The 20,813-nt window shown below is 33.0% G+C and carries 22 protein-coding genes; 11 read left to right on the top strand and 11 right to left on the bottom strand.

What is annotated here, in order from left to right:
- Positions 1–3: 3 nt before the first annotated feature.
- From ACNQF8_RS14410 to prmA, 3 genes are all read right to left on the bottom strand, one after another.
- A complete protein-coding gene (locus tag ACNQF8_RS14410) occupies positions 4–1,275 on the bottom strand; it encodes a sterol desaturase family protein (RefSeq protein WP_417953824.1) in 1,272 nt (423 codons plus the stop codon).
- 93 nt (positions 1,276–1,368) lie between these two features.
- Complete coding sequence (locus ACNQF8_RS14405; protein WP_315210431.1) at positions 1,369–1,644, bottom strand: ATP-dependent Clp protease adaptor ClpS; 276 nt, start codon at positions 1,642–1,644, stop codon at positions 1,369–1,371.
- Between the two features lie 45 nt (positions 1,645–1,689).
- On the bottom strand, positions 1,690–2,523 hold the full coding sequence (gene prmA / locus ACNQF8_RS14400; RefSeq protein WP_417951384.1) for a 50S ribosomal protein L11 methyltransferase: 834 nt from the start codon (positions 2,521–2,523) through the stop codon (positions 1,690–1,692).
- A 95-nt stretch (positions 2,524–2,618) separates the two neighbouring features.
- Here prmA and ACNQF8_RS14395 point away from each other — a divergent pair, with 95 nt between their 5' ends.
- Positions 2,619–3,842: a porin gene (locus tag ACNQF8_RS14395; protein WP_417953825.1), complete on the top strand. Its 1,224-nt coding sequence runs from the start codon at positions 2,619–2,621 to the stop codon at positions 3,840–3,842.
- A 53-nt stretch (positions 3,843–3,895) separates the two neighbouring features.
- Here ACNQF8_RS14395 and tpiA read toward each other — a convergent pair whose 3' ends face one another.
- From tpiA to ACNQF8_RS14375, 4 genes are all read right to left on the bottom strand, one after another.
- The gene (tpiA, locus tag ACNQF8_RS14390; protein WP_417951386.1) at positions 3,896–4,648 is read right to left on the bottom strand and encodes a triose-phosphate isomerase; all 753 of its coding nucleotides are present in this window, start codon (positions 4,646–4,648) and stop codon (positions 3,896–3,898) included.
- 67 nt (positions 4,649–4,715) lie between these two features.
- On the bottom strand, positions 4,716–5,213 hold the full coding sequence (locus tag ACNQF8_RS14385; RefSeq protein ID WP_417951387.1) for a TlpA family protein disulfide reductase: 498 nt from the start codon (positions 5,211–5,213) through the stop codon (positions 4,716–4,718).
- A gap of 232 nt (positions 5,214–5,445) precedes the next feature.
- The gene (locus ACNQF8_RS14380) at positions 5,446–6,546 is read right to left on the bottom strand and encodes a BT_3928 family protein (protein ID WP_417953826.1); all 1,101 of its coding nucleotides are present in this window, start codon (positions 6,544–6,546) and stop codon (positions 5,446–5,448) included.
- Between the two features lie 22 nt (positions 6,547–6,568).
- Entirely contained in the window at positions 6,569–7,111 is a 543-nt protein-coding gene (locus tag ACNQF8_RS14375; protein WP_417951389.1) for a DUF1599 domain-containing protein, read from the bottom strand.
- Positions 7,112–7,199: 88 nt separating this feature from the next.
- Here ACNQF8_RS14375 and folP point away from each other — a divergent pair, with 88 nt between their 5' ends.
- Both folP and ACNQF8_RS14365 read left to right on the top strand, forming a co-directional pair.
- A complete protein-coding gene (gene folP, locus ACNQF8_RS14370) occupies positions 7,200–8,024 on the top strand; it encodes a dihydropteroate synthase (protein ID WP_417953827.1) in 825 nt (274 codons plus the stop codon).
- Positions 8,025–8,026: 2 nt separating this feature from the next.
- Positions 8,027–8,659: a hypothetical protein gene (locus tag ACNQF8_RS14365; RefSeq protein WP_417951391.1), complete on the top strand. Its 633-nt coding sequence runs from the start codon at positions 8,027–8,029 to the stop codon at positions 8,657–8,659.
- A 32-nt stretch (positions 8,660–8,691) separates the two neighbouring features.
- On the opposite strand, the gene rlmH is transcribed toward ACNQF8_RS14365, so the two are convergent.
- The 3 genes from rlmH to ACNQF8_RS14350 form a co-directional block, all read right to left on the bottom strand.
- A complete protein-coding gene (gene rlmH, locus ACNQF8_RS14360; protein WP_114753979.1) occupies positions 8,692–9,165 on the bottom strand; it encodes a 23S rRNA (pseudouridine(1915)-N(3))-methyltransferase RlmH in 474 nt (157 codons plus the stop codon).
- A 117-nt stretch (positions 9,166–9,282) separates the two neighbouring features.
- Positions 9,283–9,774 carry a CIA30 family protein gene (locus ACNQF8_RS14355; protein WP_417953828.1) on the bottom strand — a complete coding sequence of 164 codons (492 nt, stop codon included), beginning with the start codon at positions 9,772–9,774 and terminating at the stop codon, positions 9,283–9,285.
- 134 nt (positions 9,775–9,908) lie between these two features.
- Entirely contained in the window at positions 9,909–10,385 is a 477-nt protein-coding gene (locus ACNQF8_RS14350) for a hypothetical protein (protein WP_417953829.1), read from the bottom strand.
- Positions 10,386–10,641: 256 nt separating this feature from the next.
- Here ACNQF8_RS14350 and nadC point away from each other — a divergent pair, with 256 nt between their 5' ends.
- From nadC to priA, 4 genes are all read left to right on the top strand, one after another.
- Positions 10,642–11,499, top strand: coding sequence for a carboxylating nicotinate-nucleotide diphosphorylase (gene nadC, locus ACNQF8_RS14345; protein ID WP_417953830.1), 858 nt, complete (start codon positions 10,642–10,644; stop codon positions 11,497–11,499).
- Positions 11,496–12,404 carry a YihY/virulence factor BrkB family protein gene (locus tag ACNQF8_RS14340; RefSeq protein ID WP_315210473.1) on the top strand — a complete coding sequence of 303 codons (909 nt, stop codon included), beginning with the start codon at positions 11,496–11,498 and terminating at the stop codon, positions 12,402–12,404. Before nadC ends, ACNQF8_RS14340 begins: the two co-directional genes overlap by 4 nt.
- 91 nt (positions 12,405–12,495) lie before the next feature.
- Entirely contained in the window at positions 12,496–12,924 is a 429-nt protein-coding gene (locus ACNQF8_RS14335) for a DUF2147 domain-containing protein (RefSeq protein ID WP_417951395.1), read from the top strand.
- Positions 12,925–12,992: 68 nt separating this feature from the next.
- Positions 12,993–15,443 carry a replication restart helicase PriA gene (priA, locus tag ACNQF8_RS14330; protein WP_417953831.1) on the top strand — a complete coding sequence of 817 codons (2,451 nt, stop codon included), beginning with the start codon at positions 12,993–12,995 and terminating at the stop codon, positions 15,441–15,443.
- Between the two features lie 11 nt (positions 15,444–15,454).
- On the opposite strand, the gene ACNQF8_RS14325 is transcribed toward priA, so the two are convergent.
- Positions 15,455–16,150, bottom strand: a complete 696-nt coding sequence (locus ACNQF8_RS14325; protein ID WP_315210482.1) for a LytR/AlgR family response regulator transcription factor — start codon at positions 16,148–16,150, stop codon at positions 15,455–15,457.
- 164 nt (positions 16,151–16,314) lie between these two features.
- Here ACNQF8_RS14325 and rpsF point away from each other — a divergent pair, with 164 nt between their 5' ends.
- The 4 genes from rpsF (at position 16,315) to ACNQF8_RS14305 (ending at position 20,742) form a co-directional block, all read left to right on the top strand.
- Positions 16,315–16,656: a 30S ribosomal protein S6 gene (gene rpsF / locus ACNQF8_RS14320; RefSeq protein WP_035671622.1), complete on the top strand. Its 342-nt coding sequence runs from the start codon at positions 16,315–16,317 to the stop codon at positions 16,654–16,656.
- Positions 16,657–16,661: 5 nt separating this feature from the next.
- The gene (rpsR, locus tag ACNQF8_RS14315; RefSeq protein WP_007138295.1) at positions 16,662–16,958 is read left to right on the top strand and encodes a 30S ribosomal protein S18; all 297 of its coding nucleotides are present in this window, start codon (positions 16,662–16,664) and stop codon (positions 16,956–16,958) included.
- 65 nt (positions 16,959–17,023) lie between these two features.
- The gene (rplI, locus tag ACNQF8_RS14310; RefSeq protein ID WP_417951398.1) at positions 17,024–17,464 is read left to right on the top strand and encodes a 50S ribosomal protein L9; all 441 of its coding nucleotides are present in this window, start codon (positions 17,024–17,026) and stop codon (positions 17,462–17,464) included.
- A 98-nt stretch (positions 17,465–17,562) separates the two neighbouring features.
- The gene (locus ACNQF8_RS14305; protein WP_417953832.1) at positions 17,563–20,742 is read left to right on the top strand and encodes a TonB-dependent receptor; all 3,180 of its coding nucleotides are present in this window, start codon (positions 17,563–17,565) and stop codon (positions 20,740–20,742) included.
- Positions 20,743–20,813 lie beyond the last annotated feature (71 nt).

The raw sequence follows: 20,813 nt of genomic DNA, 5'->3' as shown, positions 1-20,813 counted from the left end.
TTTTTAAGATTGAGCTACAATCATTGTTTCTTTTTCAAAATTAATGCTGACAAAATATATCGTTACAGCTAAGGATAAAAGGAGGTAACCGCCAATAATATAACTCGCAAAAGGAAAGAGTTGATCCATGCCAAACCAATCTCCAAAATAGAAAATCAGTCCAATTCCAAATACAAACCGGATACTTTCCCAAAACACAGAAATTTTTCGCGTGTCCATAAGTTCCGTATAACTGTAAACCGTAAGAAAAATGAATGCTCCGTAAATAAATACATTTGGCAAACCTATTATGGCGATAGAATTATACATATAACTAATAAGTAACAACGTAATAATAGCTTGAAACAAGGACCAGTACATCAGTTTTTTAGAATGTTGAAGGCTATATTTTTCAAAATCATAGACATTGGTGATTTTAGTTACTGGATATTTTTCTTCAAAATTTTCTGGACGCCAGCCCGTTGGTTTGAACCAAATGGTAAACTTATCTTTCCAGTTTTCGGCGCGCCAAGCATCGGTAATTAGTAACCATAAATGCTGAAAATTAATCCGAATTGGATTCCAAGTTCTAGCTGGTCTTGTGATTCCAAAAACAGGTGGAACACTTTCTAATTCCGCTTGAAAAGTACCAAACAATTTATCCCAAATAATGAATATTTGTGAATGGTTTTTGTCCATATATTCAGGGTTGATAGCATGATGTACCCTATGATGGGAGGGAGAAACCAGTATGTTTTCTAGAAAACCAATCTTTTTAATGTGTTTGGTGTGGTACCAAAATTGAAGAAATAAATGAATCGGTAGGGTTATTGCAATCACTTTGGAGGGAACACCTAAAAGAGCTGCCGGAATTAATAAAAAGGTAAACAAATTGACGAAACTGGAAACAGGTTGGCGTAGGGCACAAGCCAAATTGAATTCCTCACTACTGTGGTGAATGGCATGTTTGTTCCATAAAAAATTAATTTGATGTGACAAACGATGGCTCCAATAGCCATAAAAATCAATAGCTATAAATCCAATAAAATAGGTTAAAAAGTTAGCTTCAAGATTGAATAAGGCTATTTTAGATACAATCCAATCGTAAGAAACCAGAGTTATACTAAGCCCCAAAACATCTTTCAAGGAGTTAACCATTCCAGAACTTACGCTTGAAACAGAATCCATATTTGGAGCGGTGTCTTCCCCTTTGTAATGCCCATAAACTTTCTCGATGATAATCAATATCAAAAAGACGGGCATTACAAAAACTAAAATTTTACCATATTCTTCCATAAAAACACTTTTTTTTATTCAAATATAGAATAAAAGAGAATGTTTATGAATTATTCACAGTATTTTATTTTTCAAAGGGAAGTTTTACTATTCTTAAATTATCTCCGCATTTAATCCTGCTTCTAATAATTGAGTGCATTGTGGTTTTAATTTATCGTATGGGCCTGTTTTTACCGTACACTTTCCATTATAATGTACAATTAATGAACATTGTTCTGCTTGTTCGGGAGTGTGATTACAAACACGAATTAAAGTTTCAATGACATGGTCAAAAGTATTTACATCATCGTTGTAAACCACTATTTCATTGTCTAAACTTATAGCTTCCTTAATACTAACTCTTTCTCTTACTTTTTCTTTAGTACTCATTTTGTAGGTTTTTGTACTTTCGTAATTAATAAAAAAATAATACTTCTAATTTACATATTTTAAAGATACCCAATTGTTTCTTTCAAATTTTTTAACATAAGTTAGTCCTTTTTCAGTACAAGAAGCATCTATAAATGGTATATCTTCCTGATAAAAGCCACTTAAAAGTAGTGTGCCACTAGGGTTTAAACTGTCAACATAACTTTGCATATCGTTCAACAAGATGTTTCTGTTGATATTGGCAATAATCAAATCGTATTTTTTACCAACTAATAATGCTGCTTCACCTTCATAAACTGTAATGTGTTTACAATTATTACGCTGTGCATTCTCTATAGAATTTAAATAACACCAATTATCAATATCAATGGCATCAATTGGTTGCGCTCCTTTCATCTCGGCAAGTATTGCTAAAATAGCAGTTCCGCATCCCATATCCAGTGTTTTCATTCCAGTAACATCCATTTCTAATAAATGCTGTATCATCATGTGGGTTGTCTCGTGGTGACCTGTTCCAAAACTCATTTTTGGTTCGATAACAATATCGAATTCAGCATCTGTTTTTGGGTGAAAAGGCGCACGGACATGACAATTTCCATCAACATCTATAGCTTCAAAATTCTTTTCCCATTCTTCATTCCAGTTTACTTGCTCGATTTCTTCGAATGTATAATCAATCGTAAATTCTTCCGACTGTAAAATATGAATATCATCAAGAATCATTTCATCCCATAAATCCTTTTGTACAAAAGCAGAAATACCGGTTTCAGTTTCTGTAAAACTCTCAAATGCTCTTTCTCCTAATTCTGCAATTAATATTTCAGAACCTAGTTCTTTAGGCTCAATAGTAAAATGATACCCAATATATATGTTTGACATGCTTATTTTTTTTGCAAAGGTAGTAATCACTATTTAAACGGCATTTGTAAATCAAATTTTATTTTACATTTGCACCATTAATACACAACTGTACAATGAAAAAAATCATTTTATTTTTTGTTTTTCTACTAAGTATTGCTAGCAATGCTCAAGTTACTATAAAGCAAAATAAACAAGATAATGACTTAAAATTATCTGCACTTCCTTATTATAGCTTTGGTAAAGGGATTGGAATTACTTCTCCTGACAGTTTATACCAATTAAATATTAGGTTTCGAATGCAAAACAGAGTTACTTATACTGAAAATGAAGGCGAAGATGGGGTTTATGATGGACAAATCAGACGTTTGCGTTTGCGATTTGACGGTTATGTAGGTTCACCAAAGTTTTTATATGCAGTCCAATTATCATTTGCCCCGGGCGATGTGGGAGAAATTCAAGAAGGAGAAAATATTAATATTATTCGTGATGCGGTTGTTTTTTACAGACCTAATAAAAACTGGAATATCAGTTTTGGGCAAACAAAATTACCGGGAAACCGTCAGCGTGTAAATTCTTCAGGCGGATTACAGCTAACCGATCGATCAATTAATAATGCCCGATTTACAATAGACAGGGATTTTGGTTTTCAAGTGCATAACATGAACGAGTTTAAAGATAAATTTTCCTATAATTTTAAAACTGCTGTTTCAACAGGTGAAGGACGTAATATAACAGGAAATGCAGATGCAGGAGTTGCCTTAACCGGTAAAGTGGAGCTGTTGCCTTTTGGGGCTTTTTCTAGGGACGGGACCTATTTTGAAGGGGATATTGTAAGAGAAAAAAAGCCAAAATTGATGCTCTCTGGAGCTTTTCAGCAAAATAATCATGCTAAAAGAACACAAGGACAATTAGGTAATGATTTATTCGAAGCCCGCACTATGAAATCAGTTATGCTTGATGCTATGCTGAAATATAATGGCTGGGCAGCAATGTCAAGTTACATGTCGAGAACTACTTCTAGGAATGCTGTTATTTTAAACCCAAACGACATTTCACAATCTAATTATGCTTATGTAGGTAACGGATTTGATCATCAGTTGAGTTATAATTTTCCTTCAAACTATGAAATTATCGGGAGGTATTCGACTCAAAAAGTAGGAGAGGATATTAGGACTTTGGCTCCAAATTCTAAACAATATACTGTTGGTTTGACCAAATATATTTGGGAACATACTTTTAAATTACAAAGCGAATTGACTTTTGACACTTTAAATTATTTCGACGGAAGTACAAAGAACAATTGGTATGTACGTTTTCAGATAGAAATAGGGATTTAAACAAAAAGCGGTGAAATAAATCACCGCTTTTTTTATGAAGTTTAAATATAAATTTAGATAGCATTCACAATTGCTACAAAATCATCTGCTTTTAGTGCAGCACCACCAATAAGACCTCCGTCTACATCTGGTTTTGAGAATATTTCTTTTGCATTATCAGGCTTCACGCTACCTCCATAAAGGATAGATACGCTTTCAGCGATATCACTTCCAAAAGCTTTACGAACTGTTTCTCTGATGAATTCATGCATTTCTTGCGCTTGTTCCGGAGAAGCTGTTTCTCCAGTTCCTATTGCCCAAACTGGCTCATAGGCCAAAACAATACTGTCCCAGTCTTTTGATTCAATATGGAATAAACCATCTCGCAATTGGTTTTCTACCACATTAAAATGATTTTTTGATTGACGGTCTTTTAATTCTTCTCCGAAGCAAAAAATAACCATCATATCATGTTCTAAAGCTGTATTTACCTTACTAGCAATCAAAGCGTCTGTTTCATGAAATATGGCTCTGCGCTCTGAGTGTCCTAAAATTACGATATCTACACCAACACTTTTTAACATATCTGCTGAGATTTCGCCCGTAAAAGCGCCACCTTCGGCTTGATGAACGTTTTGTGCAGCAACATCAATATTAGTAAACTCTAAATGATCTACAGCAGACGCTAAGTTCACAAAAGTAGGAGCTACAATAACTTGAACAGTAGTGTCTGTTGGTATTTTTGCTATTAGTTCATTCAATAAATCTTCAGTTTGTTCTGCATTTTTATGCATTTTCCAATTTCCTGCAACAATCTTCTTTCTCATTTTCGTTGTGTTATATTTAGTTTTTGGTTTTAATTTTATAATGGTTTGTAAAATAATTCTATAACGATTATTTCAAACTTTTTAAGGTTTCATTGATTTTTTCAAAATCTGTTTCAATAGCGCGGTATAATACTATTTTTCCAGTTTTGTCTACGATGATGTATCTTGGAATCCAATCCACATCCACAGCTTTTGCAAATACACCTTTCATTTGGTCATTTGCCATGAAATGCCCACCATTTAATTGATGCTTTTCAATTCCAGCTTTCCATTTATCAGCAGTTTTATCCATTGAAATAAACAAATAAGCAACATCAGGATTATTAGCTTGTAATTCTTTTAGTTTAGGCATTGCTTTTACGCAATCACCACACCATGAAGCCCAAACTTCAATTACGAGTGTTTTTCCTTTGTACTGTTTCAAAATATCCTTAAAAGCAACTTGACTTCCGTCAGTAGCTAAAAGAGTTTCAGATAAAGCTTCTTTTGAGAACTTAGTTTTTTGCGCAGTAGATGTGCAAGAGAAGGTGACAAACGCAAGTAGTAATGCTATTATTTTTTTCATTATAGTATAGTTTTTAAACAAAGTTAATCAAACAATTTGAATGCGTTATACAGAATAAGAAATTTTGAAAGCATTATTCGAAAATGACAAAGCAATATCGTTGTAGTTTAAAAATAATTGAATGATTTTGATTTAGTGGTTTTTTAGGAATAGCACTTGCCATACTTTTCAACAAAAAAGCCGTAAAGTTTCCTGTTTCGGACTTTACGACTTTATAGTTTTTATGGTTTATTTAGAATTTTAAATCTGCAATATCGTTATGATGAACTTTTTGTTTTATTGTTCCTTTTTCAATTAGTACGATACTTGGATTGGCTCTTTCAATCGTTTTTACCGTTATGGCATCACAAAAATAGAAGTCAAATGTCAATCCGAATTGTTTTTTTGCAGCAGCTATTTCTTCTGGTGAAGAAGCTGTCATTGCAGTCACCTGATATCCTTTTGCTTTAGCATCTTGATTCAGTTTTTCTAATTTTGCCATTCCACTGTGATCCGCTTTTGTTAAATCATAAGCAGTTATCAACATCAATTTTGGTGCTTCTAAAAATTCTTCTTTATAATCAGATCCGTCTTTTTCCATTGTAAAATCATGAATAGGAGGAACGTAACCTTCTGTGATAACTTTGTCTTTTCTGTCTACAAATACGGCGCCTTCAGGAGTTGCCATCAAATCTTTTTCAGTAAATTCTTTATCGACACCACCAACTTTGTAAATAAAGACCATTTCTACCACAGATTTTTCTGCTCCGTCAGGAATTCGCATTCCTTTTTGAATATTGTTTCCTACTTTATAAGGTCTGAAATCGATTAATGGTAAATGGTTTAAAACCCAAACTCCCATCAATGAAGACAAAACGATACTGGCGTAAATAACTATGTTTTGTACATTATTGGTAAACAAAGGTTTTACTAATTTTTGATTGAAAAATAATATCAGAATAAAGAAAAGTAAAACAATATCTTTCGTAAACGATTGCCAAGGAGTTAGTTTTAAAGCGTCTCCAAAACAACCGCAATCCTTTACTACATTAAAATAAGCCGAATAAAAAGTTAGGAAAGTAAACAGTACAATCAGGATTAATAAGCTCCAAATAGTGAATTTGGTTTTGTAACCAATGAGCAACATAATACCCAAAACCACTTCCAAAATGACTAAAAATAAAGCGATTCCTAGTGCAAACGGAACAAAAAACGGCATGTTGAAAACAGGTTCACTGAAATATTCAGCTAATTTATAGGAGAAACCAATAGGGTCATTCAGCTTGATTAATCCGGAGATAATAAATAAGATTCCAACGAAAATTCTAGAAAATTGAGTAATTATATTTTTCATTTTTTGCGATTGCTTTTTATTATTAATTTCCAAAACCCATTAGAATCAAAGCAAAAACCGAATAATTTATCATATCCTGATAATTAGCGTCGATTCCTTCAGAAACTAATGTTTTTCCTTTATTGTCTTCAATTTGTTTGACACGAAGTAGTTTTTGTAAGATCAAATCGGTTAGTGAACTTACACGCATTTCGCGCCAAGCTTCCCCGTAATCATGATTTTTGTCTTCCATTAAATCTTTGGTCAATTTGACTTTGGCATCGTATAATTCAGTTGCTTTTGCAACGTCTAAATCGGGTTGATCCACAACGCCTAATTCCAATTGAATCAATGCCATGATAGAATAATTGATAATCCCGATGAATTCGCCCGTTTCATCTTCATCAATTTTGCGAACTTCATTTTCCTGTAGGCTTCTAATTCTTTGGGCCTTAATGTAGATTTGATCCGTCAATGAAGGCAATCTTAAAATGCGCCAAGCACAACCGTAATCTTTCATTTTGTTGATAAACAGCGCGCGACAAGTCGCAATCACAGTATCATATTCCTTTGAAGTATTCTTCATTATTGGTGTATATTTGTCTTGAAATTTTTTCAAAAATAAGATAATTTTTTTGAATGTCGAATTTTGAAGTCTTTAAAACTGTAAACGAATGACTATTAACTGCAAAGGATTACTTGTTGACTTATCAACTCCCAAAGTAATGGGGATTTTGAACGTGACACCCAACTCTTTTTTTGATGGTGGAAAGTATAAAAATGAAATAGAAATACTTTCTCAAGTCGAAAAAATGCTACTTGATGGCGCAACTTTTATAGATATCGGCGCTTATTCTAGCAAACCAAACGCTGAATTTGTTTCGGAACAAGAAGAAATTTCGAGAATTGTTCCTATTGTTGATTTGGTTCTAAAGCATTTTCCAGAAACCATAATTTCGATTGACACCTTTAGAAGTGAAGTGGCAAAAACTTCGATAGAAAATGGCGCGGCTATCATCAATGATATAGCAGCAGGAAGTCTGGACGAAAAAATGTTTGAGATAATTGCAAAATACAATGTTCCTTATATTATGATGCACATGCGAGGCAATCCGCAAACGATGCAAACACTCACGGAGTATGATGATATTGTAAAAGAAATGTTGTTCTATTTTTCGGAGAAAATAGCTGTTGCCAGAAGTTTTGGAATCAATGATTTGATTATCGATCCGGGCTTTGGCTTTGCCAAAACAACAACTCAAAATTATGAAGTTTTTCAAAAAATGGAATTGTTTAATATCATGGAATTACCACTTCTTGTTGGGATTTCCAGAAAATCAATGATTTATAAAACGCTCGAAACCACAATTGAAAATTCGTTAAATGGAACTACGGTTTTGAATACTTTGGCAATGACCAAAGGGGCTAAAATCCTCCGTGTTCACGAAGTAAAAGAAGCTATGGAATGCGTTACATTATTTAATAAAATCAATTTATAATCATGAAATATTTTACGCTGATTGTTCTTTTTACTCTGTTTTCTTGTGGAAACAAGGAAGATATTTTGTTGCCAAAAGCAAATAGTTCAATTGTTAAAAATGTGGATGATCTTTCGCCAATCTATATTTTTTTTAGAACAAAAGGAAAAGATACACTGGTAGAAGTAAACCGAAAAAACAGTATTATTTCGACTAATTGGATTCTAAATGTTGACAAACGATTGCCGTTACGACTTGCCATTCCGGAAATCATGAAGTTGCAACAAAAAAAGCGCGAAGAAAAAGCACACAAGAATGAAAAGGCCGAAAATTATTATTCGTACGCAGATACGATTGGAAAAAATTTGGCTTTTATTCCTTTTACCGATGTGTATTACAAAATGGAAAAACCAAAGTCAGGAGTTGCGGTCTTTTTTACTAAAAACAATGAAATTTTAGTAGATGATATCGTGGTAAAACAAGAAGATTTGCAAACCTATTTGAATAAACTTCCAAGTAGTAAATCGAACCAGTATGTTTTTTGTTTTGATAAAAACTTGAATTTTGGAAGTTACATTCAAAACAAAATTTTTATAAATAGTATAAAACTGCCATCGTCAGAATTTAATATAAAACAGGAAGAATTTATTTACTAAACATCAAACAAAGAAAATTTTAAACAAAATAATCACTGGTGATGATACGGTTCGTTTCTTAAAATCGTGAAGCCGCGATACAATTGCTCGATAAAAAACAACCGCACCATTTGATGGGAGAATGTCATTAAAGACAGCGATATTTTTCCTTGTGCTTTGGCATAAACGGTATCCGAAAAACCATAAGGTCCGCCAATAACAAAAACTAAAGTCTTTACTCCGGAGTTCATTTTCTTTTGTAATTCTTCTGAAAATCCTACACTGGAAAAGTTTTTTCCGTTTTCGTCCAACAAAATAAGTTGGTCCGTAGGCGTAATTTTAGCCAAAATCAATTCGCCTTCTTTTTCTTTTTGTTGACTTTCAGATAAGTTTTTCACGTTCTTGATATCAGGAATAATATCTAAATCAAACTTAATGTAAAAAGATAAACGTTTGGTATAATCGTCTATTAAAGATTGTAAGGCTTTGTTATCAGTTTTACCGATAGCAATCAATTTGATGTTCATTTTTGCTGGATTTCAGAGGCGCAAAGATAGAGAAATTAACAGTTTCAATTTGTCTTTTTCTTTGGTAGAAATTAACAATCTGACTTTAAGTTTGTACAAAAAAAGCTTTAATAAGATTTATTTTACCTCAATGCTATCAATTAGCAATCGAAATGTTTCTTCTTTTTTATTACCTATCAGGAAAGTGATTTCTTCTAAATTAGAACCATCATAATTAGGCTGATTTAATTTTTGTCCTCTAAAAGCGGGATACAATTCGGTTATTGGAATTTCAATTGTTTGCCAATCTGTGATGGTTTGAAAAGGAAATACATACGAATGTGAATCAGTTCGATTGGTCTTTACTCTAAATTGATATTGTTTACCGTCTCCTTTAATCCGAATACAAAAAAATGTAGTGCTTTTTAAAATTAATGATTCAAAAGTATATTTTACAGCACAAAATCCGCCATTATTTTCTAAAGATACTGTGCCTTCAAAAGTTCCCTCTGCATTAGGACTCAGATAGAATTTACTTTCTGATACTCCGCCCATTACTACGTCATTTACAACTTTCCAATTTGCAAGGTCGCTTTCTAAATTAAAATCAAAAATTTTTATGGCATTCATTTTTGTGGGGTTTGTAAATTATTTTTTTCTAGAAAAGTTCTTGTTTTATTTTTTTAAATAGATTAATTCAAAAAACTAAAACAGGCGTAAACTCTTTAGAATTTACGCCAGTTTTATTTTGATAATTAATTCAATTATGATTTAGGCAATGCTGCACCAACGGCAATATCACATCGGTGATTCGTTTGACCATGTGGCGGGTTCATTCCTTCAGGAGTTGGTGTTGATGCAACAGGTGTTGATGTTGTAACAGAAGAAGATGTAGGAACTGGTTGATTTTGTTGCTGAACTACAGGTTTACTTGCAGTTGATGCTGGTGGAGAATTCAATGGAGCACCTACGGGAATATCACAACGATGTGATGGCTGACCATGGGCTGGGTTCATTCCGGCAGCTACTTGACCACCATTTGCTACAGCATTATTTGGATTTACCGTATTGGTAGTTTGTTGAACCTGAGTTGATGTTGAAGCTTCAGTCTTCATTTGTTTACCAACTTCAGTAAAGGGAACTACATTTGTAGGAGTTGCGGTATTTTGTGGTTCAACTTCTTTTTTGCAAGAGGTCAATAGTATCGAGGATACAAAAAGAAGGCTTAAAAAAGATTTCATAATCAGTTTTTTAGTTACTACTTCAAATATAAGATTTTAAATAATACACTACAGTATAAAAGAATTGATTTTATTGGATGAAATTAACAAATTAGATATTAGCAATGCTAAAAGAGAATGGTATTCTTATCTTAATTTAGATGTAATACTTTGTTAAAACACATTTGTTTATCTCTTTTTTTCAAAGAACGCAGTGTACATGTTTTTAAATCCACGAAATAAATCTTACTTTAGCATTCCATAAATTTCCTATAAAATGATTAGCGATATACAGTTTAAAAATGAGTTAGACATACTGATACAAAATGCCATTCGGGAAGATGTAGGTCCTGGCGACTATAGTTCTTTAGCTTGTATTCCAACTACTGCAACTGGAAAAGCGAAGTTGCTTGTAAAAGAAGATGGCATAATTGCAGGTGTGGCTTTTGCCAAAATGATTTTTGAGTATGTAGATCCTAATTTACAAATAGAAACTTTTATCGAGGATGGAACTCCAGTAAAAAAAGGGGATATTGTTTTTCATGTGTCGGGAAGTTCACAATCTATTTTGAAATCTGAACGTGTAGTTTTGAATTCAATGCAAAGAATGTCAGCGATTGCCACTAAAACCAAAGAATACGTTCGCTTATTAGAAGGAACTAACACTAAAATCCTCGATACGCGTAAAACCACGCCAGGATTCAGAGCCTGTGAGAAATGGGCTGTAAAAATAGGTGGAGGGGAAAACCATCGTTTTGCTTTGTATGATATGATTATGCTCAAAGACAATCATAATGATTTTGCTGGCGGAATTACTTTGGCTATAGCCAAAACCAAAGCTTTTTTAAAAGAAAATAATCTGGATTTAAAAATTATTGTTGAAGCCAGAAATCTGGATGAAATAAAAGAAATACTGGAAAGTGAAGGTGTTTTTAGAATTTTAATAGACAATTTTAATTATGACGATACTAAAAAAGCAGTAGCTTTGATTGGTGATAAATGCCAAACAGAATCTTCGGGAAATATTAACGAAAACACCATTCGGCATTATGCAGAATGTGGCGTAGATTATATTTCATCTGGGGCCTTGACACATTCTATTTATAACATGGATTTGAGCTTAAAAGCGATATGAGTAAAGAAATAGAAGTTAAATTACAAAGAATTCCCATACTACGGAATCTGGTTAATGTGCTAAAAAAAATCAAGCTTCCTTGGTTACAAGGATTGTCGTTATATGACTTGTTGGAATTATACGGGTTAGGAATTGTCGAAAGCGCATTAACGTATCATGCCAGTGCGATTGCATTTAGTTTCTTTATGGCATTATTTCCTTTTGCTTTATTCATATTAAACCTTATTCCGTACATTCCTATTGAGGGTTTTCAGGATGATTTTTTACTGTTTGTAAAGGAAGGAGTACCGCCTAATACGTATGATGCTATTTATAAAATCATCAATGATATTCTTAATAATAGTCACTCGGGATTAGTGTCTTATGGGTTTTTATTGTCGATTTTGTTGATGGCAAACGGTTTAAATGGAATCCTTGGAGGATTTGAATCTTCCCGTCATGTTCTCATAAAAAGAGGATTTATCAGGCAATATATAGTTGCTTTGGGAATGTCCTTATTATTGTCTTTTTTATTGATTGTGACCGTTGCAACAATAGTAGTTTTTGAAGTTTTTATTCAAAAAACAATACTGAGTGATCAAATTGCGTTAATTGTTTTGGGAAGATATGCATTTGTTGTTTTAATGATTTTAGGAACAACATCTATACTTTTTAAGTTTGGTACAAAACATGACAAAAACAGAGCATTTATATCAATAGGTTCCGTGTTTACTACCATATTGATTCTTTTGGATTCTTATGCTTTTGGTATATGGGTCATAAAGTTTTCTAAATACAATGAATTATACGGGTCGATAGGAACATTATTGATTTTGATGTTTTACATTTGGATTAACTGCATGATATTGCTGTTGGGTTTCGAATTGAATGCAACAGTAAATAAATTGAAAGCAAAAAAAGAATAATTTTTCAAATCAAAATAGTTTTAATTTAAGAGCAGTTTCCAGTTATTCGTTACAATTGGTAATTGCTATAAAGGCTAAAAAAAATACTAAAATGAAAAAAAGCATAACAATACTCGCATTATTTATTTCGATGGTTTTCTATGGTCAAAATCATACCGTTATCGGGAAATGGAAGACTATTGATGATCAAACAGGAAAAGCCAAATCAATTGTGGAAATCTACGAGCGTTCCGGAAAGATATATGGAAAAATCATCGACATTTTAGATGCTGAAAAGAAAAAAAGCTTGTGTGTAAATTGTTCAGGTGATGAAAAAAATAAACCAGTTCTAGGTCTTGTTATAATTAAAGGACTTACAAAAGATGGTAATGAATACAACTCTGGAAAAATTCTTGACCCAACATCTGGAAAATTGTACAAATGCTTTTTGGCTCTTGAAGGAAATGACAAATTAAAAGTTCGCGGATATATCGGCGTAGCATTATTTGGAAGAACACAAACCTGGAATAGAGTAAAATAATTTTAAATTGTGAGTTATGAGTTCAAAGTAAAGAATTAGCATAACTCAAAACTCATAATAAAATAGAAATGCATTTCGTCGAAGTAATTTTACCACTTTCTCTAGCCAAAACCTTTACCTATAGCGTCTCTGAAGCGGAGTTCCATTATATAAAAATTGGGATGCGGTTGGCAGTTCCTTTTGGAAAAAGTAAAATTTACACGGCATTAGTAATTGAAATCCATCAAAACAAACCCACTTTATATGAAGCAAAGGAAATTCATCAAATTCTGGATGAAAAACCCATTGTAACTGAAATCCAAATTGCACACTGGCAATGGATTGCTTCCTATTATATGTGCGCCATTGGTGACGTGTATCGTGGTGCCATGCCAAGTGCGCTTTTGCTGGAAAGCGAAACCGTTATTTCTCAAAAAACGGATTTGGTTGTTGATACAAGTCTACTTTCGGATGATGAATTTCTGGTTTACGAAGCTTTGCAACAGCAAAGTTCCTTGAAAGTACAGGATATAATGTCTATTTTGAATAAGAAGAATATTTTTCCTGTAATTCAAAAATTGATTGACAAAAACATATTAGTGCTTCAGGAAGAAATACAGGAAAACTACAAACCGAAGTTAGTCCGTTATGTTCGTTTGCATCCTAAATATGAATCAAACGAAGGGTTGAGCGAATTATTAGAAACACTCAAAAGTGCCAACAAGCAAAAAGAAATCGTATTGAATTATTTTCAATTGAGTGCTGTGGAGAAGAAGCCAATTACCGTTAAAAAACTGGTAGAAGCGGCCAATTCTTCATCGGCAATTGTTAAGGCATTAATAGAAAAAGAAATATTCGAAGATTATTTTCTTCAGGAAGACCGAGTAAATTTCACAGGAAAAATACGCGAGGATCAATTGCAGTTGAGTTCAGCTCAGCAAAAAGCTTTTGAGGAAATAAAAGAGAGTTTCATTCAAAAAGAAGTGTGTTTATTGCATGGTGTCACTTCAAGCGGGAAAACAGAAATCTATATTAAGCTCATCGAAGAATATTTAGAAACTGGAAAACAAATCTTGTATTTATTGCCGGAAATTGCTTTGACTACTCAATTGGTTGGTAGATTGCGAACTTATTTTGGTAATAAAGTAGCTGTTTTTCATTCGAAATATAATAATAATGAACGCATCGAAGTTTGGAATCAAGTTTTGGTAAATTCTGAGAAAGCACAAGTGGTGATAGGAGCTAGGTCATCCTTGTTTTTACCATTCTATAACCTCGGATTCATAATTGTCGATGAAGAACACGAACAGACTTTTAAGCAAGTAGATCCTGCACCGCGTTATCATGCTCGCGATGCAGCCATAGTTTTGGCTCATTCGCATAAAGCAAAAGTACTTTTGGGTTCGGCTACGCCAAGTATTGAAACGTATTTCAATGCCAAATCGGATAAATTTGGACTTGTTGAGATTTCGGAACGATTTGGAAATGTCATGATGCCGAATATTGAATTGGTGGATTTGAAAGATAAATACTTTCGTAAAAAAATGACAGGACATTTTAGTGATGTTTTGATTGAGGAAATCAATATCGCTTTATCATTAGGTGAGCAGGTTATTTTATTCCAAAACAGACGTGGATATTCTCCTGTAATAGAATGTATCACCTGCGGTCACGTACCGCAATGTCAGCAGTGTGATGTGAGTTTGACGTATCATAAACATAAAAACCAGTTGCGTTGTCATTATTGTGGATATACAATGGCAAAACCTACGCATTGTCATTCCTGTTCCAGTGTTGATTTGACTACAAAAGGCTTTGGGACGGAGCAAATAGAACAAGAACTAGTGTCTATTTTTCCAAATTCAAAAATTGGAAGAATGGATCAGGATACGACTCGGGGAAAATTTGGATTCGAAAAAATTATCGATAGTTTCAAGAATAGAGAAATGGATATTTTAGTAGGAACGCAAATGCTTGCCAAAGGGTTGGATTTTGATAACGTGAGTTTGGTAGGAATCATGAATGCGGATAATATGTTGTATCATCCTGATTTTAGGGCTTTCGAAAGAAGTTTTCAAATGATGACTCAAGTTGCAGGAAGGGCTGGACGTTCAGAGAAGCAAGGAAAAGTAGTTATTCAAACGTATAAACCAAATCATAATACAATACAGCAAGTTACTAATAATGATTATTTGGGCATGTATAAAGAACAGTTGTATGACAGACAAATATATAAATACCCACCGTATTTCAGGATTATAAAACTTACTTTGAAACAACGTGATTTTAATAAATTAAAAGAAGGTTCTATGTGGTTGTATCAAGTGATGAGTCAGAACCTGAATATGCCGGTACTTGGACCTGAAGAGCCTGCTATAAGTAGAATTAGGAATGAATATATTCGTACGATTATAATTAAGATTCCTCAGAATACATCAATTGTAAACACAAAAAAAACTATCCAGAAAATGTTGAATAGTTTTGAAGCTGTCGCTCAATACAGAGCTATAAAAGTTACGTCTAACGTCGATTTTTATTAAAATTTAGTTGTCTATGAAAAGGCAAGTGCTTTTACTAAATCTTCCTTTTTGTGTCTGCTCAAAGGAATTTTAGTTACCCCAATTTCAGCAAATTTACTATTGAAACGTTCTACTTTGTCGATATTGATAATGTAGGATTTGTGTACGCGTACAAATTTCTCTTTTGATAAATCATTTTCAAAAGCTTTCATGGTAGAAAGTACCAGATTACTGTCTTCTTCGGTAACTACTCTCACATAATCACCAAAAGCTTCAATCCATTTTATTTTTGAAGTGAATATTTTCAATTTTTTCAAATTGCTTTTAATGAAAATATGCTCTCCTTCTTCTTCTTTATTTTCTTTTTTTAGTAGATGTAAATCAATGGCTCTTTTAACCGAAGCGTTGAATCTGTCGATTGCAATTGGTTTTTGAAGATAGTCCGTAGCATCATAATCAAAGGCTTTCATAGCATACTCAGCTTTTGAGGTTATGAAAATAATTTGAGGTTTTACTTTTAAACCATCTAAGAAATCAAAGCCGCTAATCACGGGCATTTCGATATCTAAAAAGATAAGGTCCACATTGTGTATTGACATACAACTTCTAGCTTCTATTGCATTAGAAAAATCACCGATTAAGTGTAAATTTTGATGATTATTAACTAACTTTGCGATAATCATTCTTTGAATAGAACTATCATCTACTACAACACAGTTTAGTTTCATAATTTAGTATTTTAGATTTGGCAGAGTAAATATATTACTTTTTTTAAAAAAAAAAACTAATTGAGCGGATTTTTTTGCCTTACGTCGAATAAAATGAAATAACACTTGTTTAATCAGATTAATTGATTACTTTTGCACCCAAAATAACAAATAAATATATATTTATGAATCATTATGAAACTGTTTTCATTTTAAATCCCGTTTTATCTGAAGTTCAGGTAAAGGAAACAGTAAGCAAATTTGAAGATTTTCTTACTAGTAGAGGAGCAGAAATGGTGTCGAAAGAAGACTGGGGCCTTAAAAAAATGGCTTACGAAATTCAAAACAAAAAAAGTGGTTTTTACCACTTATTCGAATTCAAAGTAGCTGGAGAAGTTCTTATTGCTTTTGAAACTGAATTTAGACGTGACGAAAGAGTAATGCGTTTCTTGACTGTAAGTCTTGACAAACACGCTATTTCTTGGGCTGAAAGAAGAAGAACTAAATTAAAATCTACAAAAGCTTAATTATCATGGCAACATTACAACAATCGGCTTCAGGAAAAAAAGACGGAGATATCAGATATCTTACTCCTTTAAACATAGAAACTAACAAAACTAAAAAGTATTGTCGTTTCAAAAAATCAGGTATCAAATATATTGACTATAAAGATGCTGATTTCTTATTGAAATTTGTTAATGAGCAAGGGAAAATACTTCCTCGTCGTTTAACAGGAACTTCATTAAAATACCAAAGAAAAGTTTCAGTTGCTGTAAAAAGAGCGCGTCACTTAGCTTTAATGCCATATGTGGCGGATTTACTAAAATAATAATTTAACTCAGTTGTTGGTTTTCTGAAACATGAAACCTAACTTCTATAACAAAGGACAACAACATGGAACTTATATTAAGACAAGACGTTCAAAATTTAGGATTTAAAGATGATATTGTAACGGTAAAAAATGGTTACGGTCGTAACTTTTTGATCCCACAAGGTCACGCTCATTTAGCAACTTCTTCTGCAAAGAAAGTGTTAGCTGAAAACCTAAAACAAAGAGCTCACAAAGAAGCTAAAGTTGTAGCAGATGCAAAAGCATTAGCTGAAGCTTTAAAAGCTATCGAAATTAAAATCTTTGCAAAAGCAGGTGGTGAAAAATTATTCGGTTCAATCACGAATATTGATATCGCTGAAGCTTTAGCTAAAGGTGGACAACAAATCGAAAGAAAATTCATCACAAGCGGAATCGTTAAACGTACTGGTAAATATACTGCTAGCGTTCGTTTACACAGAGATGTTATCGTTGAATTAGATTACGAAATTGTTGCTGAAAAATAACATTTCATTAACATTTTGTTAATAAAATATAAAAATCACTCTTAGGAGTGATTTTTTTTTGCCTAATTTTGCCCCACAAATAACACACAATTAAGCAAATGAAAAAAATTATTACATTACTTCTGATTTTTTGTAGTTCTGTTGCCATGATGGGACAAACTACTACATCAAGTATTAAAGGAATTGTAAAAAGTACAGCAGGTGAAACACTTCCAGCTGCAACTATTTTAGCTATTCATACCCCTACAGGGTCTAAGTATTCCGCTTTGTCAAATGCAGACGGAAGGTTCAGTATGTTGAATATGAGAATTGGTGGTCCTTACAAAATTGTAGTAACTTTTGTAGGTTATCAAAGCGAAGAATTCAATGATGTTTATCTTGATTTAGGGAAGGTTTTTAGTCTGGATGTTCTTTTGAAAGATGAAAGTCAGAAATTAGATGAAGTGAAAGTTACTGGTGCAAAGAATAAAGTTTTTTCCAGTGGACGAACTGGTGCTGAAACAACTATTGGTCGCAGGGAATTGACTACATTACCGTCAATATCAAGATCAGCTTCGGATTTTACTAGACTAGAGCCTACTGCAAGTGGCGGTTCTTTTGGTGGTAGAAATGAGAAATTCAATAATTTCTCTTTGAATGGAGCTGTATTTAATAATCCTTTTGGTTTAGATGCTGCAACTCCTGGTGGACAAACCGGAGCTCAGCCAATTTCATTAGATGCAATTGAGCAAATCCAGGTAGCTACGGCTCCTTATGATGTGACTTTATCAGGTTTTACAGGAGCATCGGTGAATGCAGTTACGAAGTCAGGAACAAATGAATTTCATGGTACAGTGTACGGCTTCTTTAGAAACCAAGATATGACTGGAAGTAAAATTAAAGGTGAAAAGATTTTTGTTCCTTCATTAGAGCAAACTCAAGCTGGTTTTAGTATTGGTGGACCAATTGTTAAAAATAAATTATTCTTCTTTACTAATTTTGAAATTGACGAAAGAAGTGACTTAGGATCGAACTTTGTTGCTAATAACGGTGATGCTGTAACAGGCGTTAATGAATCTAGAGTTTTAGAAACAGATTTGATTAATGTTTCAAATGCGTTATCTTCATTAGGATATAATACGGGTGCTTATCAAGGTTTTTCTCATAATTCAAACTCAAGAAAAGGGATTGTAAAATTAGATTGGAATATCGATGATAATAATAAATTAGCTGTTATTTATAACTTTTTGGATGCCTCCAAAGATAAACCGGCTCACCCATCAGCTTTAGGATTTAGAGGTCCAAATGCTTCTATTTTACAATTTCAAAATTCTGGATATCAAATCAATAATAAATTGAGTTCTTTCTTGTTAGAGCTGAACTCTAAGATCAATGAAAAGGTATCCAATAAACTACAGGCTGGTTATACGCATTTTGATGATTTTAGAAACCCATTTTCTTCACCAGCTCCAGTAATTAATATTCAAGACGGAGCAGGATCAAATTATATTATTGCAGGTCACGAGCCATTTTCTATCAATAATACATTGGATCAAAAAGTTTTTCAAGTTACAGATAACTTAAATTATACGGTTGGAAATCACTCTTTTACTTTTGGTGGTTCATTTGAAAAATTTCAGTTTCAAAATTCATTTAATTTAGCCGGATATGATAATTTTGGTAATCCTAATGGTTATGCGGGAACTTTCTATACACCGTACTCAAATGTTACAGCATTTTTAGCTGATGCTGCTAAGCCTTTTGCAACAAGTATAATTGCTCAGAATTTACTTTATGCACAAAATCAATTTACAGCTAAAAACTCTTTTGGTGTGGGAGAAGATAATGGATGGAAATTATCAGAGTTAAATGTAGGTCAAGTTGCATTTTATATGCAGGACGACTGGAGTGTAAATGATAATTTTAAATTTTCATTTGGTTTAAGAGCTGACAAACCTTTATATTTCAACACAGCTGATTTGATTCAAAAGTATATAGATACAGAAAATGGTTCTACCAGAAATAATGCTACTCAGTATTATGACCCAGAAACAGGAAATCAAGTTCCTTTAATTTCAACAAAATTGCCAAGTGATAAATTACTATGGTCTCCAAGACTTGGATTTAATTGGGATGTAAATGGAAACAAAACAACACAACTTCGCGGAGGAACCGGTATTTTTACAGGAAGAATTCCTTTTGTTTGGTTAGGGAATCAAGTGAGCGGTGCTGATGATGGTTTTTTCCAAATTATGGATCCAGATTATAAATGGCCACAAGTATGGAGAACAAGTTTAGGTGTTGATCATAAATTTGAAAGCAACTACATAGTTACGGTTGACATGTCATATAATAAAGATATCAATGGAGTTCATGTACAAAATTGGGGTTTAAGAACGCCTTCAGCAACTCTTGCAGGTGTTGATAACAGGTTAATTTATAACAATGCTACTGATAAGCAAAGTAATAATGCTTACGTAATGACAAATTCTGATAAAGGAAGTGCGTTTAACTCTTCTATCAAAGTACAAAAGACATTTGATAATGGATTGTTTGCTAGTGTTGCCTATAACTATTTGAAATCTCAAGATGTGAATTCTATTGAAGCAGAAATTACAGGTGATGCTTTCGCATTTAACCCAGCTTTAGGAAACGTAAATAACGCTGTTTTATCTAATTCTAAATATGGAGATACACACCGTTTTATAGGTGTAGCTTCAAAAAAATGGAAATATGGTAATGACAAATGGGCGACTACAATTTCTACTTTCTTTGAGTATGCTCAAGGTGGTCGTTTTAATTATATTTATGGTGGTGACATCAATAATGACGGTTCAGGAACTAACGATTTGATTTATATTCCTACAACTGCAGAGATTAGTTCTATGGCTTTTTCTGGAGTTGGACAAGGAGCAGCTTTTGATGCGTTTATCAGTCAAGATGATTATTTGAGTGAAAGAAGAGGTCAGTATGCAGAGCGTTACGGAGCTTTATCTCCATGGAGAGGAAAATGGGATCTTAAAGTAATGCAAGATTATAATTTTAAAGTTTCTTCTGCTGCTACTAAAACGAATACAATCCAATTTAGTATTGATGTATTGAATTTAGGGAATTTGATTAATTCTGATTGGGGATTAGTTCAAGTACCAACAAGTGTTCAACCAATTGGTGTATCTGTAAATCAAACTACAAAAATACCAACATACACTTTTAATGGAACTCAAACTAAAACGTTCAATTATGATGCAAGTTTATTGTCAAGATGGCAAGCACAGTTTGGAGTTAGATATATTTTCTAAAAACACATAAAAATAGATTAAATTTGCCCTCTCATTTGAGAGGGCTTTTTTTTGATTTAATAATTTTAAAA

Source organism: Flavobacterium labens, from assembly GCF_048286755.1.
Lineage (GTDB): Bacteria > Bacteroidota > Bacteroidia > Flavobacteriales > Flavobacteriaceae > Flavobacterium.
Note: the sequence above shows the minus strand (reverse complement) of the source record. Positions and strands in the feature narration are given on the sequence as shown.

Coding starts and splice junctions, on each gene's coding strand:
- ACNQF8_RS14355 (WP_417953828.1), bottom strand. CDS start 9,774: ATGAATGCCATAAAAATTTTTGATTTTAATTTAGAAAGCGACCTTGCA.
- rlmH (WP_114753979.1), bottom strand. CDS start 9,165: ATGAACATCAAATTGATTGCTATCGGTAAAACTGATAACAAAGCCTTA.
- ACNQF8_RS14305 (WP_417953832.1), top strand. CDS start 17,563: ATGAAAAAAATTATTACATTACTTCTGATTTTTTGTAGTTCTGTTGCC.
- ACNQF8_RS14325 (WP_315210482.1), bottom strand. CDS start 16,150: ATGAAACTAAACTGTGTTGTAGTAGATGATAGTTCTATTCAAAGAATG.
- rpsR (WP_007138295.1), top strand. CDS start 16,662: ATGGCAACATTACAACAATCGGCTTCAGGAAAAAAAGACGGAGATATC.
- tpiA (WP_417951386.1), bottom strand. CDS start 4,648: ATGAGAAAGAAGATTGTTGCAGGAAATTGGAAAATGCATAAAAATGCA.
- ACNQF8_RS14395 (WP_417953825.1), top strand. CDS start 2,619: ATGAAAAAAATCATTTTATTTTTTGTTTTTCTACTAAGTATTGCTAGC.
- rpsF (WP_035671622.1), top strand. CDS start 16,315: ATGAATCATTATGAAACTGTTTTCATTTTAAATCCCGTTTTATCTGAA.
- ACNQF8_RS14380 (WP_417953826.1), bottom strand. CDS start 6,546: ATGAAAAATATAATTACTCAATTTTCTAGAATTTTCGTTGGAATCTTA.
- ACNQF8_RS14365 (WP_417951391.1), top strand. CDS start 8,027: ATGAAATATTTTACGCTGATTGTTCTTTTTACTCTGTTTTCTTGTGGA.
- rplI (WP_417951398.1), top strand. CDS start 17,024: ATGGAACTTATATTAAGACAAGACGTTCAAAATTTAGGATTTAAAGAT.
- folP (WP_417953827.1), top strand. CDS start 7,200: ATGACTATTAACTGCAAAGGATTACTTGTTGACTTATCAACTCCCAAA.
- ACNQF8_RS14340 (WP_315210473.1), top strand. CDS start 11,496: ATGAGTAAAGAAATAGAAGTTAAATTACAAAGAATTCCCATACTACGG.
- ACNQF8_RS14350 (WP_417953829.1), bottom strand. CDS start 10,385: ATGAAATCTTTTTTAAGCCTTCTTTTTGTATCCTCGATACTATTGACC.
- prmA (WP_417951384.1), bottom strand. CDS start 2,523: ATGTCAAACATATATATTGGGTATCATTTTACTATTGAGCCTAAAGAA.
- ACNQF8_RS14410 (WP_417953824.1), bottom strand. CDS start 1,275: ATGGAAGAATATGGTAAAATTTTAGTTTTTGTAATGCCCGTCTTTTTG.
- priA (WP_417953831.1), top strand. CDS start 12,993: ATGCATTTCGTCGAAGTAATTTTACCACTTTCTCTAGCCAAAACCTTT.
- ACNQF8_RS14335 (WP_417951395.1), top strand. CDS start 12,496: ATGAAAAAAAGCATAACAATACTCGCATTATTTATTTCGATGGTTTTC.
- nadC (WP_417953830.1), top strand. CDS start 10,642: ATGATTAGCGATATACAGTTTAAAAATGAGTTAGACATACTGATACAA.
- ACNQF8_RS14385 (WP_417951387.1), bottom strand. CDS start 5,213: ATGAAAAAAATAATAGCATTACTACTTGCGTTTGTCACCTTCTCTTGC.
- ACNQF8_RS14405 (WP_315210431.1), bottom strand. CDS start 1,644: ATGAGTACTAAAGAAAAAGTAAGAGAAAGAGTTAGTATTAAGGAAGCT.
- ACNQF8_RS14375 (WP_417951389.1), bottom strand. CDS start 7,111: ATGAAGAATACTTCAAAGGAATATGATACTGTGATTGCGACTTGTCGC.